Source organism: Nocardia sp. CA-119907 (assembly GCF_050955995.1).
Taxonomy (GTDB): domain Bacteria; phylum Actinomycetota; class Actinomycetes; order Mycobacteriales; family Mycobacteriaceae; genus Nocardia.
Genome location: NZ_CP192091.1, coordinates 471,440 through 487,515, shown reverse-complemented (window position 1 = coordinate 487,515; position 16,076 = coordinate 471,440). Strand labels below are relative to the sequence as shown.

The window sequence follows — 16,076 nt, the reverse complement described above, 5'->3', positions numbered from 1 at the left end:
ATATCGAATCTCGCAGGCCCGCAGAGATTTTCGACTCACACGCGCTGATGAGTCGTGTTCGCGCCGTCGAGTGCTTCGCGAATGATGTCGGCGTGACCGCTGTGGTGGGCGATTTCGCGCAGGATGTGCAGCACGGTGAAACGCACCGTCCACCATTCGCGTTCGGGGGTCCACGGTGTGGTGGGTGTGGGAATGGACGTGTTCAGATCGGGTTCGGTCCGGATCAGCTTCTCGGTCGCCGCGGCGACCTCGTCCCAGGTCACCAGCAGTCCGGCCACCGTCTCATCGGGTCCGAGCACATACTCGCCATCGAATTTCGAAACGTCGAGTTCCGCCGTTTCGTCGCGCTCGATAATGACCGTCGTCCAATGGCTTTCGCAGCTGACCAGGTGATGCAGCAGCCCGCCGAGCGTCAGTTCGCTGACCGTGGTGCGCTGCCGCGCCTGTGCGTCGTCGATGCCGCGCAGGGTGATCCGGAACAGCTCGCGCTGACTGGCGAGCATGGCGATGAGATTCTCGCGCTCCTGGTCGATGGCCATGGACAAGTCCCCTTCACGATCGTTCGTCGATATGCGGCGAGGCTACGGCATCTTCGGCCTGCACGGCCTCGATGGTCCGATCGCAGAGTGAACCGTGCCGATCGATCGAATCGACCGATCGGCACGGCCGTCAGGACTTCTTCGCGGCCGTCTTCTTGGCAGCGGTCTTCTTGGCCGCCGTGGCCTTGGTCGCGGTCTTCTTGGCCGCCGTGGCCTTGGTCGCGGTCTTCTTCGCGGCCGTGGCCTTCTTGGCCGGCGTCTTCTTCGCCGCCGCCTTCTTGGCCGTCTTCTTCACCGGACCACGCGCGCGCCGATCGGCGAGCAGTTCCGAGGCCCGCTCATCGGTGATCGAGTCGACCTCATCGCCCTTGCGCAGGCTGGCATTGGTCTCACCGTCGGTGACGTACGGACCGAAACGGCCATCCTTGATCACCATCGGCTTGCCGGTGGCCGTGTCGTTGCCGAGTTCGCGCAGCGCCGCGGTGCTGGCCGCCTGCCGTCCGCGGCGCTTGGGCTCGGCGTAGATCTTCAATGCCTCGTCGAGTGTGACGGTGAAGATCTGGTCCTCATTGAGCAGTGAACGAGAATCCGTGCCCTTCTTCAGATATGGGCCGTAACGCCCGTTCTGCGCGGTGATCTCCTCACCGCTGGCCGGATCGGTGCCGACGACGCGCGGCAGCGACAACAGCTTCAGCGCATCGTCGAGCGTGATCGTGGCCAGATCCATCTCTTTGAACAGTGATCCGGTCCGAGGCTTAGGCGCCGCAGCCTTTTTCGCGGTCTTCTTGGCTGGCTGCGGCCCTTCCTCGGCCGCGGGCTCGGGCAGTATCTCTGTGACGTACGGCCCGAAACGTCCTTCCTTGGCGACGATTTCGTGTCCGGTCACCGGATCCCGACCCAGCGCACGACCCTCCTGCGGCGTCGAGAAAAGCTTCTCGGCGACCTCGGCGGTCAGCTCGTCGGGCGGCAGATCATCGGGCAGATTCGCCCGCTGCGAGATCGAATCCCCTTCGGGGTCATCGGGATTGGCGACCATGCGCTCCAGATACGGTCCGAAGCGGCCGACCCGGACCACGACGTCGCGACCCGCGTCATCGACGAACAGCTTGATCGAATTGACCTCACGGGCATCGATATCGTCGAGCCGCTCACCGACCATCTTCTTCAGACCGCCGGAGCGCGCGACCGAGCCCTCGACACCGTGATCGCCGCCGAAATAGAAGCTGGACAACCAATTTCCGCGCTGCTCACGCCCGCCGGCGATGGCATCGAGGTCATCCTCCATCGCGGCGGTGAAGTCGAAATCGACCAGTCGACCGAAATAGGCCTCCAGCAGACCGACCACCGCAAACGCGACCCACGACGGCACCAGCGCACTACCGCGCTTGTACACATATCCGCGGTCCAGAATCGTCTTGATGATCGACGAATACGTCGAGGGGCGACCGATGCCGAGGTCTTCGAGCGTCTTGATCAACGAGGCTTCGGTGTACCGCGCGGGCGGATTCGTGGTGTGCCCATCGGGATTCAGCTCGACCGCGGTAACGCGCTCACCCTCGTCGAGTGCGGGCAGCCGGGATTCGGCGTCATCGGACTGACCGCCCGCCTCCTCGTCCACACTTTCGACATAGGCCTTCAGGAAGCCTGGGAAGGTGATGGTCCGACCGGAAGCGGAGAAAACGCATTCCTCACCCGTGCCCGCGATACCGGTGATCCGCAGCGTCAGCGTGGTGCCCCTGGCATCGGCCATCTGCGAGGCGACGGTGCGCTGCCAGATCAGCTCGTAGAGCCGGAACTCGTCATTGTCCAGCCGCGCGTGCAGTTGGCCCGGGGTCGCGAAGGTATCGCCCGCCGGACGGATCGCCTCGTGCGCCTCCTGCGCGTTCTTCACCTTGCGGGTGTACTGACGCGGCGTCGGATGCACGTACTCCGCGCCGTACAGCTGGGTCGCCTGCGATCTGGCCGCGGCGATCGCCGACTCCGACAGCGTGGTCGAGTCGGTACGCATGTAGGTGATGTAGCCGTTCTCGTACAACCGCTGCGCGACCCGCATGGTGCGCTCGGCGTTGAACCGCAGTTTGCGGCCCGCCTCCTGCTGCAGCGTCGAGGTCATGAACGGCGCGTACGGCTTGCGCGAATACGGTTTGGCCTCCGCGGAGGAGACCACCAGATCGGCGCCCTCCAGTGCCTCGGCCAGCCGCCGAGCGTATGGCTCGTCGAGTACGACAACCCCATTGCCCTTGAGCTGACCATCCGGACCGAAGTCCCGTCCGGCGGCGACCCTGGTCCCATCGACGGTGACCAGACGCGCCCCGAACGTTCGCGGATTGGTGGCGTCGCCGTTCTCCCCGCCCGCGTCCAGCTTCGCCGCGATATCCCAGTACTCGGCCGAGCGGAACGCCATCCGCTCACGCTCACGCTGCACGATCACCCTGGTCGCGACCGACTGCACCCGGCCGGCCGACAATCGCGGCATGACCTTCTTCCACAGCACGGGGCTGACCTCGTAGCCGTACAACCGGTCCAGGATGCGCCGGGTTTCCTGCGCGTCGACCAGATCGTTGTCCAGATCGCGGGTATCGGCCGCGGCGGCCAGGATGGCGGGCTCGGTGATCTCGTGGAACACCATGCGTCGCACCGGCACCTTGGGCTTCAACGTCTCCAACAGGTGCCAGGCGATGGCCTCGCCCTCACGGTCGGGGTCGGTGGCGAGATAGAGCTCGTCGGCATTCTGGAGCAAACTCTTGAGCTCGGAGACCTTGGCCTTCTTATCCGGGCTCACCACATAGATCGGCTCGAAGTCGTTGTCGACGTCGACGCCGAGGCGCGCCCAGGACTGCCCCTTGTACTTGGCGGGAACATCCGCCGCACCGCGCGGCAGGTCCCGGATATGACCGACCGAGGCCTCGACCGTGTAATTGCGGCCGAGATATGGCGCAATTTTGCGGGCCTTGGTCGGGGACTCGACGATCACGAGACGACGCAGGGGACGGCCCTGGTCGGCTGCACCGCGGTCTCGTGTTGCCACCGGCGAATACACCTTTCCTAATCGACCCGCGCGGCGCTCTTTCGCGCTGTGCGCGGCTGGGGCAAGCGGCGGCGACGGGGAGGACGTTGCCACCAGACACGTTTATACCTTGACGCGACGTGTGGCCGAGCGCTTGCGACTCGAACCACAGAGCGTACCTGCGTCGCTGTTGATCAGTATGCAGTGCCCATCACAATGCGGCGGCACCCGCAGGTACCCCGTCATTTTGTGGCTTACCCCAGATATAGCTCGTCCCTCACCTCCGGTTACCGGCGGTGAGGGACGAGCGAATCGTTGCGTCGCTCAGCTGAGCGCGCGAACTCCGGTGGCCTGCGGGCCCTTGGTGCCCTGGCCAACCTCGAACTCGACCTTCTGGTTCTCCTCGAGGGTGCGGAAACCCGACCCTTGGATCTCGGAGTAGTGGACGAAGACGTCAGCGGAGCCGTCCTCCGGCGCGATGAAGCCGAACCCCTTCTCCGCGTTGAACCACTTCACAGTTCCCTGTGCCATTCTGTTCCTTCTCTTTTCTTACCGGAACGGCGGACAAGTAGGTTCATCCACCGGGTCCGTTCCGACCGCTGTACTGTTGGTTCCCCCTGCAGGAAAGCACCAAGCACACCGTTCGCAACATCGATCCTGCTGACGGTTTGGACTTTGGATCCGTCCCTCGAACACAGAAGCTTGCGACCAGGAACTAGTGAACCATGTCTTCGAGCAATTCAACAGTCGAGTTACCGACAATTTGCAAAAAAGTTGATCTTGCGAATGCGCAGGTGAGGGACACAATGCCGGAATCTAGACTTGAGGTTCGTTTGCCTTCAGATAACCGAGTCAGCGTATGGCAATCAGCCTGTGACCCAGGTCGCTATTTGGTATCGAAATGGCAGGTGGGACTTCCCAAGCGCACACGTTTCACACTTTCCCAGCGTGTCGCGGAGTCCGCATTGTGAATCCGACCGATCCGGTGACTCGGATACGAGCCAGCAACGGCTCCAGCTACGGGGGATCGTTGCTGAATCGTGTCCTGAATGGCGGCCCCGACAATGACCCCCGACTCACCCATGTAGTCGAGCTATCCGCACGCCCCGCGGCCACCACTACCTGGCCTGATTGGGCAGCGCCCGATGTGGTCGCCGCGCTGCGCGCCACCGGGGTGGAGGCGCCGTGGACGCATCAGATCAGAACCGCCGACCTCGCCGCCGGCGGTCGCCACGTTGTCGTCAGCACCGGCACAGCATCCGGGAAGTCGCTCGGCTACCAGCTGCCGGTGCTCACCGCGCTGCGGGAAGATCCGCTCGCCACCGCCCTTTATCTCGCGCCGACCAAGGCGTTGGGCGCCGATCAGCTGCGGGCAATGGCGGAATTGACCCATGAGGGCCCGCTGCGCGACGTCCATCCAGCCACCTATGACGGCGATACCCAGGCCGAGGTCCGGCAATGGGTGCGCGCGAATGCCAGGATGATCCTCACCAATCCGGACATGCTGCACATCGGCATGCTGCGCTCACATCAGCGTTGGGCCAGGGTGCTGCGCAGACTGCGCTACGTAGTAGTGGACGAATGCCACGCCTACCGCGGTGTATTCGGCTCACATGTGGCGCTGGTGTTGCGCAGACTGCGGCGCATCGCGGCCCATTACGGCGCGGATCCCGTATTCATACTGTGCTCGGCGACCACAGCCGAGCCAGCGGCCGCGGCATCCCGGCTGATCGGAGCCCCCTGTGTCGCGGTCACCGAGGATGGATCGCCGCGGGGCGCGCGCACCATCGCACTGTGGGAGCCGCCGCTATTGACCACGCTGACCGGCGAAAACGGTGCGCCGGTGCGTCGGTCGGCGACCTCGGAGGCGGCCAGGATCATGGCCGATCTGATGGTCGAGGGCGCGCGCACGCTCGCCTTCGTCCGGTCGCGGCGGGCCGCGGAATTGACCGCCATCGAGGCCCGCAGATGGCTCGCCGAGGTGGATCCGGCGCTGAGCGAGCGGGTCGCCGCCTATCGGGCGGGTTATCTCGCCGAGGATCGGCGTGCGCTGGAGGCCGCGCTCTCCGATGGATCGCTGCTCGGGGCGGCGACCACCAACGCGCTGGAGCTCGGGGTCGATATCGCGGGGCTGGATGCCGTCGTGATCTCGGGTTTTCCCGGCACGGTCGCCTCGTTCTGGCAGCAGGCCGGGCGGGCGGGGCGGCGCACGCAGGGATCGCTGATACTGCTGGTGGCCAGGGACGATCCGCTGGACACCTTCTTGGTCCACCATCCGGAGGCGCTGCTGGACAAGCCGGTCGAGGCCACCATCACCGATCCGCACAATCCCTATGTATTGGGTCCGCAGTTGCTGTGCGCCGCACTGGAACTACCGCTCACCGATAATGAGGTAGACGCGCTCGGCGCACGCGAGGTGCTAACCGATCTCGCAGCTCAGGGGCTGATTCGACGTCGAGCGGGAGTTGCGAGGGACGGCAGCGCACGCTGGTTCGCAACGGCCGAGACGCATCCGCACGACGCGGTTGACGTGCGCGGGGGCATCGGCACACCCATCGCCATCGTGGATGGCGAGACCGGCAGACTGCTCGGCACCGCCGACGCCGGACGAGCGCGGGCGACCCTGCACGAAGGTGCGGTTCACCTGCATCAAGGCGATATCTACGTGGTCGATGAGCTGGATTTCGAGGGCGGGGTCGCCTTTGTGACCGGCACCGATCCCGGCTGGACCACCAGTGCCAGGCAGATCACGTCCATCACCGTCGACAAGGTCACCGAACAGCGCGACCACGGCCGCGTGACCACCGCATTGGCGCAGGTGCGGGTCACCAGCCAGGTGATCGGTTATCTGCGCACACTGCGCACAGGCGAGGTGTTGGACCTGGTGGAGCTGGATCTGCCCGCGCAGACGCTGCCCACCCGCGCGGTGCTGTACACCGTGACGCCGGAATTACTGGCGGCGGCGGGCCTGGATGTACCGCGGGTACCCGGTGCGCTACACGCCGCCGAACACGCGGCTATCGGCCTATTGCCGCTGGTCGCGACGTGCGATCGGTGGGATATCGGCGGTGTCTCCACCGCCGAGCATCCGGACACCGGCCTGCCGACGGTGTTCGTGTACGACGGGCAACCAGGTGGTGCGGGCTTCGCCGAACGTGGATTCGCGCAGCTGCGGCGCTGGTTGTCGGCGACGCTCGCGGTGATCGAGAGCTGCACCTGCGCGGTGGGCTGCCCGTCCTGCGTGCAGTCACCCAAATGCGGCAATGGCAACCATCCGCTGGACAAGGCGGGCGCGGCCCGCCTGCTGGCCGCGATTCTGGGCGAGTTGGCAGCCGGAACAGCTGGTTGATCGGCGTGCTGAAGGCCCCGCACTCGATTCGTGACAGCGCCGACCCCCGAGTGTGATCACTCGTCCAGTTGGCCGGGTGATCACCAGGGGCACTGGACGCGGATCGGCCTGCCACGTCCGGCGGACCCGGGCGTGTCGGGCCACCGATTAAAGAGGAATGTATTCATGTTAACTGAGGTATTGCCACGGCCATTAGCATCCGACATGCGGTTACACAGATTGCGTTCTGCGGCTACTTAGTAAATTGATGCGATACCGCAATTATTCGATCATCCCAATTACCGAATTCCAGCGATGTGATGTACCACTGTCGGACATCTGTATGCACCGGTCATACTTCAACTTCGACCGGCCCCGCGCGAGCAACCGCGCGAACAGTCCGCTTTCCGAACAGACCTATTGGTACATTCCCTTCAACGGTGACAGTCGCATCCCACTGCACTACCGCGCACTGCAGAATCCGCACTCCCATCCGCGATGCGATCTCACCCGCCGCAGCACATCCGGCATCTGCCCCACGCTCCAGTTCCCCCGCCGCCGACAAAGCCGACAAATCCGCGGCAGCCTGTGCCCGATGCCGCCCCACGATCACCACCCCGACCTGACCGATCAATAGCGTCACGCCGATCAGCGCCGCGAGCACCAGGCACGCGAACACCGTCGCGACCCCGTCATCCGCGATGGCGAGACGCCGACGTTCCGACCGAGCACCGAACATGTCGTGGCGATGGTCGGCCCGCCGATATCGCGCGTTGTCCGACGACGCCGCATCTACCGCTCGATCACTGCACTCCCTTACCACCGCACCGGTGTGGCGCGGCACCTCCATGTCCTTCATCTGTGCCGGTGCCGCGGGGGTACCGGCTTCGGCTGCCGGGCCGCGGGCGGTCACGGCTCGGCTCCCGGCTCGCGCGAGGCCACGGCCTCGGCGCGCAGCACCAGCAGTGGCAGCAGGGGTGAGCGGGCGGAGACCGTCGCGACCACCCGATCGCCCGCACTGCGCAGTGAGATGTCGGCGGCGGGCGGAGCAACCCGCCGCGCCGCCGACACCGCATTCGCCTGATCACCGCGGGCGGCCAGGCGGGCCGCTTCGCGAGCGGCGTCGACACAGCGCACCTGCGTCGACGCCGCGAGCAAAGCTCCGACGCACAGCACCACCGCGACCACGATGGCAGCGAGCGCGATCGCCGCCTCAACCGTCACCGCACCCTGATCGTCACCGAGATGCGTTGTACCGCAATAGTTTAATCGACGATCAGTGTCGGCTACACGGCGGTGTTCAGCGCCTTGTCGATGATCTTCGTCAGGGCGTTCACAATGCTGTCCCCGGTCACCACCCCGTACAGCACGGCCCCGAACGCCGCCGCCGCAATGGTCCCGATCGCATACTCCGCGGTACTCATCCCATCCTCGGCGACCATCGCCCGCAACAGCCGCGCCCGCACCTCGACGCCGACGGCTCCGAGCATCTGAACCACCCGTTCCCGCACCTTCCCGATTCGCACCGATTTCCCCTCTCTTTCCAGTCGACGCGGCCGCTCCGCGCCGACATGCTCTTCCCGGTCGTGTGGTTTTCACAGCAGTCCACCTCCGAGCACGCGGCCAGCGAGGCCGATTACTACGGGGACGATGCCGAGGCACACGAAGGCGGGGAGGAAGCAGAGGCCGAGGGGGCCGCCGATCAGGACTCCGGCACGTTCGGCGCGGGCGGCGGCCGCGTCCTCGACCCCACTGCGGCGCTGTTCGGCCAATTCGCCCACCGCGGCGGCGAGTGAGGCGCCCGATCGTGCCGAGCGCCGCGCCATGCGCGCCAGTGCGTCGACCTCCTCGGCGCCCGGCTGGTCCGCGCCGTCCCGCGCTACTTGGTCCCATGCCATCGCCGCGTCCGCACCCAGCGCCAGTAGATCGGCGGCCCGACGTAATGCGGCTCCGAGCGGTGCGGGCGCACCGGGTGCCACCGCGCGCGCCGCGGCCGCCATCGGCAGCCCCGCGCGCAGGCATGCGGCCAGCAGGTCGAATACCGACGCAACGGCGAGTGGATCGTCGCTGGCTACGCGGCCTGAGGTAGCGATGACCGGCTGCGAGCCGCCTCCCCGCAGCGCCCGCAGCCGCCGAATCACCGCGACCCGCCCCGGCAGCACCACCAATGCCGCAGCGAGAAAAAGTACTGGCCCACTGGCAATTCCAACCATCCCCAACCCCCTTCGAATGTGCGCACAACCGGTATCGCCGTCCAGATTCGTTTCATAGGAGGACCTTTCGCGTGATCGCGTCGGTCCAGAGCAAGCCCATGCACGCGAGCGCCGCGCCCAGCGGCAGCAGTACCGTTCCAGCGCCGGGGCTCAGCAGCACGTGCAGTGGGGCGGCGCCCATCATCTGGCCGAGGCCGATACCCAGCAGTGGCAGACCCGCCAGGACCGCGGCGGTGGCCCGAGCACCCGCCAGCGCGGCCGTCGTGCGGGTGCGAAACCGGATGCGGCCGAGTAGGTCCGTGCGGGCGGCGGAAAGTAGCTCAGCGAGGGCAAGACCGTGGTTTTCGGCGACCTGCCATGCGTCGGCGATCCGGGCGAGTTCGATGTCGACGATGGAATCGGTATGCCGCAGCCCATCCGCACCGGAGCCGCCGAGCCTGCTGCGGGCCGCGCAGACCGCGAAAGCGCGCGCGGCCTCGCCCCGCGACTCCTGTGCGGCAACCTCCGCCGCAGCACTGGGATGGGCACCGACCCGCAACTCACCGATGACCGCCTCGAGCGCGTCGAGCAGGCGGGTGCACTCCACACCACGCCGCCGATCCCGACTGGCCCGCCGAACCCGAATGCCAACTGTTCCCCCAGCCAACACCGCCGCCACCAGCGGACCCACGCCAACCGCAAGCGCCACCGCCACCCCAACACCGAATGCTGCTCGAAACATATTGCCGCGCCGCATCTTTCGACGCTCGCCCGTCGAGACGAACATCCCGATGAACCGACGCCGCGACCTCGACACCGGTGCCGTCAACACCGCCCCAGCCAGACATATCAGCGCCCCGATCATCGGACGAGCCGATCACCGAGCACCCATGGGCACGTTGCTACCGAAGCCGCGGACGCTGAGACGACCGATGCGGCAATTGGAATGGGATCCAGCGCCGTCGTAGGCGACTCCACCGAGCGCACCGGCACCACAGTCGTCACCTGTGCCGCGTGCAGGCACGGCACCCTCCGGTCCGCGAACGCCGAACCTCCCAATGCCGCGGGCATCCCCGGTTGCGGCGCCTTGGGAATGGGATCCAGCGCCGTCAGAAGCGACGCCATCGCGCGTACCGGCACAGCCGTCACCTGCGCCGCGTGCAGGCACGGCACCCTCCGGTCCGCGAACGCCGAACCTCCCAATGCCGCGGGCATCCCCGGTTGCGGCGCCTTGGGAACCGTTTCCGGGGAGCGCACGGGTTTCGTGTTCATCGAAAGAGCCGCCAGTCTGTCGCATGCCTGTGCCACGAGAGCCACGAGAGCCACGAGAGCCACGAGAGCCACGAGAGCCACGAGAGCCACGAGAGCCACGAGAGCGGCGTACTCCAATTTCCCGATCATCGGTCGAGCCGTTCGTCGAGTAGGCGGTTCAGTTCAGGGGCGGCGGGGGTGGGGGCTTGGTCTGCGCGCCAGGCGGCGGTTATGCGGACGTGGCCTTCGGGGGTGCGGTCGACGATGCCGATTTCGCGGAGGCCGCGGGATCCGTCGGCTCGGCGGTGGACGTGCAGCACCACTTGGACGGCTGCGGCCAGTTGGCTGTGCAGCGCGGCCCGGTCCATACCGCCCAGTGCCGCAAGGGCTTCCAGGCGGGCGGGTACCTCGCGGGGCGAGTTCGCGTGCACGGTGCCCGCCCCGCCGTCGTGGCCGGTGTTGAGTGCGGTCAGTAGGTCGACCACCTCCGCGCCGCGGACTTCACCGACGACGATTCGGTCGGGACGCATCCGCAATGCCTGGCGGACCAGGTCGCGTACCGTCACCACGCCGACGCCCTCTACGTTCGCGGTGCGCGCGACCAGGCGCACGACATGGGGGTGGGGCGGTGCCAGTTCGGCCGCGTCCTCGACGCAGATGATGCGTTCGTCCGGGGCGACTGCGGCCAATAGCCCGGAGAGCAGCGTGGTCTTTCCCGCGCCGGTTCCGCCCACCACCAGGAAGGCCAGTCTGGCCCGAATGATCCGCTCCAGCAGGAGTTTCGCGTCGGCGGGTACCGCACCGGCCGCCGCGAGCGCGTCCAGCCCTTGCGTTGCCGGACGCAGCACGCGCAGTGACAGGCAGGTGCCGCCGTGGGCGACCGGAGCCAATACCGCATGCAGCCGCACGCCGAACGAATCGCCCAGCGCCGCTTCCCTTCCCGACAGGCTGCCGTCCACCCACGGCTGCGCATCGTCGAGCCGCCGCCCGGCCGAAAGCGCCAACCGCTGCGCCAATCGGCGCACCGCCGCCTCATCCGGGAAGACGACAGAGGTCCGCTCCAGCCCCCGACCGCGATCGATCCACACCGCATCCGGCGCGGTCACCAGCACATCGGCGACCCGAGGATCCTGCAGCAGCGGCTCCAAGAGCCCTGCCCCGGTCATCTCGGTCTGCAACAACCGCAACGCCCGCAGCAGATCCGTATCACCGAGCACACCACCCGCCTCGGCCCGAATGGCGGCCGCCACCTGCGCCGGATCCGGATCCCCCGATGCCCCCGCCAGCCGCTCCCGCACCCGATCCAACAGCGCCGACGTCACCAACGCACTCATCCCCAACCCCTCCCCTCCGAAGCACCAGCACCCGCATCAAGGGCCTGCCCCGGCACCCGGCCGCCCGGCCGCACCTTCAGCGCCGCAGATCGCCGCACGTTCAACACCTCATCAGGCATCGCGCCCAACACCACCCGCAGACCGCGCACCGGCCAGATAGCACACGCGCCATTCCGATACCGCTGCGGCAGTTCAGGCGTCACCAAGCCACTCATCCCGAACACCTCTGCCGCCGAAGCGCCAGTACCCACTGCAAGGGCCTGCCTCGGCACTCGGCAGGCTGTGGCCGCCCCCAGCGCCCCACTCATCTGCGCCGGCCCGACGCGCACCGCATCCTGGTGACGCTGCGGCAGTTCGGACGCCATCAACGCACTCATCCGCACCGGTCGAGCGCACATCGAATCCTGGTGACGCTGCCGCAGTTCGGGCCCACCACCGCACTCATCCGCACCAGCCGAGCGCACACCCTGGTGACGCTGCGGCAGGTCGGACCCCACCAACGCACTCATCCCTGCCGAACCGTCAACATCCAAATCAGGGACCTGCGACAACTCCCGGAACCTCACCCGCCCCTTCAGCGCCGCAGATTGCTTCACACCGAGTATCGGCTGGGCAGCCCGCACGACATACTGATACCGCTGCACCAGTGGGCATTTCATCGACTCGGTCGCCTCGGCATAGCGCCCCGGCATCCCGGGCACCGCCACAGCGGCGGTGCGGACTCGGGGCGGGGCCTCGGATTTCGCGAAGGCGCTCATCGCAATCCCTGGCCGGTTGGGGCGCTGAGGACGGTGAGGATGGCGTCTGCGGCGTCGCGGAGGGGGCCGCGGCGGAGGGTCAGGCCACCGCGTTCGAGGCGGGAGGCGAGGCCGGGTTGGGCTCGGACGGCGGCGAGTAGGGGGAGGTCGAGGACCTCGGCGACCTCGGTGCCGCGCATGCCGCCGGGCGCGGGGCCACGAACGATCAAGCCCTGGTTCGGATTTCGCTGGCCGATGTGGGCGGCGACCGATTCGGCGGCGGCCACGGCGCGCAGGCGGGCTGGCACGACCAACACCACCAGGTCGGCCGCATCGAGTATCTGGTCGGCGTGTGGGCCGCGCTCGCCCGATATATCACATATCACCAAATCGCCTGCGGCACGGCCTGCTTCGATGACGGCACGGATCGCGGCGGGGCCTATGTCGACGGGCAAGCGTCCGGCACCGGCTCGGCCGCAGGACAGTAGTGCCAGCCCGGGCGCCGCCGCGGGCAGTGCGCTGTGCAGCGCCGCGGCGGAGACCCGACCGTCCTCGATCACCAGATCCGGCCAGCGCAGTCCGGCCTCGGTTTCGACGCCGAGCAGCAGGTCGAGGCCGCCGCCGAGGGGTGCGCCGTCGATGAGGACGGTGTCGCGCCGGAACCGCCCGGCGGCGGATCGCAGCCCGGTCGCCGCGGCCAATGTCGAGGCGCCCGCACCACCGCTCGCGCCCGCGATCGCGACGACAACACCGTCGCCCATGCGGTATTCACCATGCTCAGCAAACTTCTCGATAAGCCCGACCGCCGCACCCGGCAGCGCGATGACGCGCTCGGCCCCGACCGCGGCGGCGGCCTGCCAATCGGTCAATACGGGTTCCCCATCGGTCACCAGGACGATGCCGATACGTCGGAGATATCCGGCCGCTGCGCAGCTCTTGGCTGCGTTTGTGTCGAGAATCACCAGCGGTGCGGCGGCCCAGGCATGTCGGCCGACGGGCAGCCCGCGCTCATCGAGAGCTCGCTCCGCGGCGGCCGCCACCCGGCGGACCTCGTCACGCAGCCGGATGTCCTGGATGAGCACGAGCGCGGGCGGCGGTGTGAGTGCCGGGGCGGCTTCGAGATTCATGCAGGTCAGCGTGCTCGAAGATGAAACGGAGCAGAAGATCCAATATGCCGAATGTGGATAACTCGGGGGGTGTGGATAAATCCGGAGAGCCGAAATCGGGGAAACCTGGCCCGAAATAGAGGACGGCCCCAGCCGGGGGGGAGGAGGCTGGGGCCGTCGGGTTCAGCCCCGGGGGGTCGGGCTGAACGCGCCTGGACTATGTCCAGGTGCCAGCAATACTACACCCAAGTCCGGGCCACAACGCAAGTCTGTCGCCGGAGAACTTTATGGCCACCACCGGCCCGGCGTCTCCGGGGCAAACTCGTCCGACGAACTCCGCGCACGGTCCGGTCGGCACCGTCAGCGGCACATGCATATTCTGAACGGGTGACGGCCGATGGCGACCAGACAGAGCTCGCGGACCAGACCGCACGGGACGTGACGGCAACGACGCGCCCCACCGCCGGGGGCCAGCGCATCGCCGCCTTCTTCGATCTCGACAAGACGGTGATCGCGAAGTCGAGCACATATGTGTTCAGTAAGCCCTTCTACGCACAGGGCCTGCTGAACCGGCGCGCGGTGCTGGAGAGCAGTTATGCGCACTTCCTGTTCATGCTGTCGGGCGCCGACCACGATCAGATGGAGCGGATGCGCGCCAATCTGACCAATATGGTCGCGGGCTGGGACATCGAGCAGGTGAAATCCATTGTGGCCGAAACACTTCACGAACTCGTCGACCCGTTGATCTATGCCGAGGCGGCCGATCTCATTGCCGACCACAAGATCCGCGGCCACGATGTGGTGATCGTTTCGGCCTCCGGCGAGGAGATCGTCGCCCCGATCGCCGAGGCCCTCGGGGCCTCGCACACCGCCGCCACCCGGATGGTGGTCGAGGACGGTCGCTACACCGGCGAGGTCGAATTCTATTGCTACGGTGCGGGTAAGGTGACCGCGATCGAAAAGCTCGCCGCCAGTGAGGGTTACGACCTGAGGCGGTGCTATGCGTACTCCGATTCGGTGACCGACGTGCCGATGCTGAGCGCGGTGGGACATCCGACCGCGGTGAATCCGGATCGCAATCTGCGTCGCGAGGCGGTGGCCAAGGGATGGCCGATCCTCACCTTCTCCAACCCGGTGTCGCTGTGGGCGCGTTTCCAGACCCCTTCGTCGACCACCCTTGCCGCGACGGCGGCGGTCGGGTTGAGCGCGGTGCTGGCCGGTGCGGTCAGTTACCGGCTGCTGCGTCGTCGCCGCTGAGCCATGAGTGCCCCGATGCGGCCCTGCGGAAGAGCTGTTCGGGGGTGCTGCGGATGGCTTGCGGAAGCGTTTGCTGACATAACACAAAGGGCGCTGCGACCAGGCATTTAACCACGAAACGCCGGCAAACACGCCGATTATTGAATGTTTTCGCAGCCCTTGATGTGGGAGTAGTCACAGGTGTAGAAATGTAATTACGGAAGGACGGAAGGCTTGAGCGGAGCCGGAAGAGAAGGTTCAGCTTCCCAACCCACCCTTCCCAGCACGGGCACCAGGCACCCACGCGGAGCGCGCCGCGACAAGGGCAGAAGCGTTGTGGGCCTGCGAGATACGGATTATCGTCGGCGAGGGCCTCGCACAGGTTGCGGGGATGAACCGGCGGAGTACGGATTATCGCCGAGGCCGCAGAACACAACCCACCTAGCACGCTTGGTAACCGGGAGTCCGTGCTAGCGGGCGGTGAGGTCGTCAACGACAACGCCGCCCGCTTTGATGTGTGCAGCCCCCTTATCGGCGCTACCCCGACGCCGCTTCGGCGATCGATGTGGCCTCCCGCGCACCATCCTCGAAGGCGCCGCAGCACAGAATCACCCAGCTGCCCACCGCGTCCGCGGCACCCGAGCCGAATCCGGCCGCCGCATCCAGGTACTGCTGACGCCGTCGCAACCAGAACACTTCCGGCACGCCGAGGCTGTGCGGGTCCAGCCCACTGGACGCCGCGACCAGTCGGGAGGCCGCCCGCGCGACAATGCCGTCGGCGGTACCGAACGGCCGCAACGCCAGCAGCTCCCCGTGCACGACCGCCGCGATGACCGGTGCGGGCGCCTTGGAGCCGAGCACTGTCTGGGCCAGTAGGTCCAGCCTTTCGGCCACGCCGCCGTCGCCGCGCGGCCGTCCGAGCAGCGACTCATCGGTCACCAGATCGGCCGCGGCCAGCAGGTGCAGCCGGGCCAGCGCCTGCAGCGGCGCACGCTGCCAGGTGCCGATCAGGTTGCGCAGCGCGTCACCGTCGAGGGCCTGCCCGACCCGCAGTGACCCGGCCAAGATCGGATCCGCGACCCGGCCGTCGGCGGGCAGTTCGGTGCTCGCGCCCTCGATCGCGGCCGATGACCTGGCCGCACGCACCGCCGCCTCGGCCGCCGTGGTCGGCCAGCCCCGCCGGTTCGCCTTGTGCCGGTGTACGGCGGCCAGCGCGTCGCGCGCCTTATCAGCGGCTTCGCGCACACCGGGCAGATCGACGAGAGGCTGTAGCGGATCGGTCACGGTGTTATCTTGCAGCGCCTTCGGTGCTGCGTGTTCGCGGCCCCCCGTTGTCGCGAACATCG

At 67.2% G+C, this 16,076-nt stretch carries 15 protein-coding genes; 2 read left to right on the top strand and 13 right to left on the bottom strand.

Annotated elements, in window-relative coordinates; all coding sequences use genetic code 11:
• Positions 1-35: 35 nt before the first annotated feature.
• The 3 genes from ACQP2D_RS02220 to ACQP2D_RS02210 form a co-directional block, all read right to left on the bottom strand.
• A complete protein-coding gene (locus ACQP2D_RS02220; protein ID WP_433682064.1) occupies positions 36-539 on the bottom strand; it encodes a DUF664 domain-containing protein in 504 nt (167 codons plus the stop codon).
• 130 nt (positions 540-669) lie between these two features.
• Entirely contained in the window at positions 670-3,513 is a 2,844-nt protein-coding gene (topA, locus tag ACQP2D_RS02215; protein ID WP_433685489.1) for a type I DNA topoisomerase, read from the bottom strand.
• Between the two features lie 357 nt (positions 3,514-3,870).
• Positions 3,871-4,077 (bottom strand): cold-shock protein, encoded by a 207-nt coding sequence (locus ACQP2D_RS02210; RefSeq protein WP_011206895.1) that lies wholly within the window; start codon positions 4,075-4,077, stop codon positions 3,871-3,873.
• A 499-nt stretch (positions 4,078-4,576) separates the two neighbouring features.
• Between ACQP2D_RS02210 and ACQP2D_RS02205 the strand changes: the two genes are divergently transcribed.
• Positions 4,577-6,895 (top strand): DEAD/DEAH box helicase, encoded by a 2,319-nt coding sequence (locus ACQP2D_RS02205; RefSeq protein WP_433682063.1) that lies wholly within the window; start codon positions 4,577-4,579, stop codon positions 6,893-6,895.
• A 331-nt stretch (positions 6,896-7,226) separates the two neighbouring features.
• Here ACQP2D_RS02205 and ACQP2D_RS02200 read toward each other — a convergent pair whose 3' ends face one another.
• The 9 genes from ACQP2D_RS02200 to ssd form a co-directional block, all read right to left on the bottom strand.
• Positions 7,227-7,787 carry an Rv3654c family TadE-like protein gene (locus tag ACQP2D_RS02200; RefSeq protein ID WP_433682062.1) on the bottom strand — a complete coding sequence of 187 codons (561 nt, stop codon included), beginning with the start codon at positions 7,785-7,787 and terminating at the stop codon, positions 7,227-7,229.
• Positions 7,784-8,098: a TadE family type IV pilus minor pilin gene (locus ACQP2D_RS02195; RefSeq protein ID WP_433682061.1), complete on the bottom strand. Its 315-nt coding sequence runs from the start codon at positions 8,096-8,098 to the stop codon at positions 7,784-7,786. Before ACQP2D_RS02195 ends, ACQP2D_RS02200 begins: the two co-directional genes overlap by 4 nt.
• A 62-nt stretch (positions 8,099-8,160) precedes the next feature.
• Positions 8,161-8,364 (bottom strand): DUF4244 domain-containing protein, encoded by a 204-nt coding sequence (locus ACQP2D_RS02190; RefSeq protein ID WP_433685488.1) that lies wholly within the window; start codon positions 8,362-8,364, stop codon positions 8,161-8,163.
• Positions 8,365-8,469: 105 nt separating this feature from the next.
• Positions 8,470-9,087 carry a type II secretion system F family protein gene (locus tag ACQP2D_RS02185; RefSeq protein ID WP_433682060.1) on the bottom strand — a complete coding sequence of 206 codons (618 nt, stop codon included), beginning with the start codon at positions 9,085-9,087 and terminating at the stop codon, positions 8,470-8,472.
• 52 nt (positions 9,088-9,139) lie between these two features.
• A complete protein-coding gene (locus ACQP2D_RS02180; RefSeq protein WP_433682059.1) occupies positions 9,140-9,931 on the bottom strand; it encodes a type II secretion system F family protein in 792 nt (263 codons plus the stop codon).
• Positions 9,928-10,338 (bottom strand): hypothetical protein, encoded by a 411-nt coding sequence (locus ACQP2D_RS02175; RefSeq protein WP_433682058.1) that lies wholly within the window; start codon positions 10,336-10,338, stop codon positions 9,928-9,930. The genes ACQP2D_RS02180 and ACQP2D_RS02175 overlap by 4 nt, the downstream gene beginning before the upstream one ends.
• 125 nt (positions 10,339-10,463) lie before the next feature.
• Positions 10,464-11,651, bottom strand: a complete 1,188-nt coding sequence (locus ACQP2D_RS02170) for a TadA family conjugal transfer-associated ATPase (protein ID WP_433682057.1) — start codon at positions 11,649-11,651, stop codon at positions 10,464-10,466.
• Positions 11,648-12,409, bottom strand: a complete 762-nt coding sequence (locus ACQP2D_RS02165) for a hypothetical protein (protein ID WP_433682056.1) — start codon at positions 12,407-12,409, stop codon at positions 11,648-11,650. The genes ACQP2D_RS02170 and ACQP2D_RS02165 overlap by 4 nt, the downstream gene beginning before the upstream one ends.
• Entirely contained in the window at positions 12,406-13,515 is a 1,110-nt protein-coding gene (gene ssd / locus ACQP2D_RS02160) for a septum site-determining protein Ssd (RefSeq protein ID WP_433682055.1), read from the bottom strand. The genes ACQP2D_RS02165 and ssd overlap by 4 nt, the downstream gene beginning before the upstream one ends.
• A 417-nt stretch (positions 13,516-13,932) precedes the next feature.
• Here ssd and ACQP2D_RS02155 point away from each other — a divergent pair, with 417 nt between their 5' ends.
• Positions 13,933-14,751: an HAD family hydrolase gene (locus ACQP2D_RS02155; RefSeq protein ID WP_433685487.1), complete on the top strand. Its 819-nt coding sequence runs from the start codon at positions 13,933-13,935 to the stop codon at positions 14,749-14,751.
• Between the two features lie 516 nt (positions 14,752-15,267).
• Here ACQP2D_RS02155 and ACQP2D_RS02150 read toward each other — a convergent pair.
• On the bottom strand, positions 15,268-16,014 hold the full coding sequence (locus tag ACQP2D_RS02150) for an oxidoreductase (protein WP_433682054.1): 747 nt from the start codon (positions 16,012-16,014) through the stop codon (positions 15,268-15,270).
• Between the last annotated feature and the right edge of the window lie 62 nt (positions 16,015-16,076).

Coding starts and splice junctions, on each gene's coding strand:
- ACQP2D_RS02220 (WP_433682064.1), bottom strand. CDS start 539: ATGGCCATCGACCAGGAGCGCGAGAATCTCATCGCCATGCTCGCCAGT.
- ACQP2D_RS02210 (WP_011206895.1), bottom strand. CDS start 4,077: ATGGCACAGGGAACTGTGAAGTGGTTCAACGCGGAGAAGGGGTTCGGC.
- ACQP2D_RS02190 (WP_433685488.1), bottom strand. CDS start 8,364: ATGCTCGGAGCCGTCGGCGTCGAGGTGCGGGCGCGGCTGTTGCGGGCG.
- ACQP2D_RS02185 (WP_433682060.1), bottom strand. CDS start 9,087: ATGGTTGGAATTGCCAGTGGGCCAGTACTTTTTCTCGCTGCGGCATTG.
- ACQP2D_RS02180 (WP_433682059.1), bottom strand. CDS start 9,931: ATGATCGGGGCGCTGATATGTCTGGCTGGGGCGGTGTTGACGGCACCG.
- ACQP2D_RS02175 (WP_433682058.1), bottom strand. CDS start 10,338: ATGAACACGAAACCCGTGCGCTCCCCGGAAACGGTTCCCAAGGCGCCG.
- ACQP2D_RS02170 (WP_433682057.1), bottom strand. CDS start 11,651: ATGAGTGCGTTGGTGACGTCGGCGCTGTTGGATCGGGTGCGGGAGCGG.
- ACQP2D_RS02165 (WP_433682056.1), bottom strand. CDS start 12,409: ATGAGCGCCTTCGCGAAATCCGAGGCCCCGCCCCGAGTCCGCACCGCC.
- ssd (WP_433682055.1), bottom strand. CDS start 13,515: ATGAATCTCGAAGCCGCCCCGGCACTCACACCGCCGCCCGCGCTCGTG.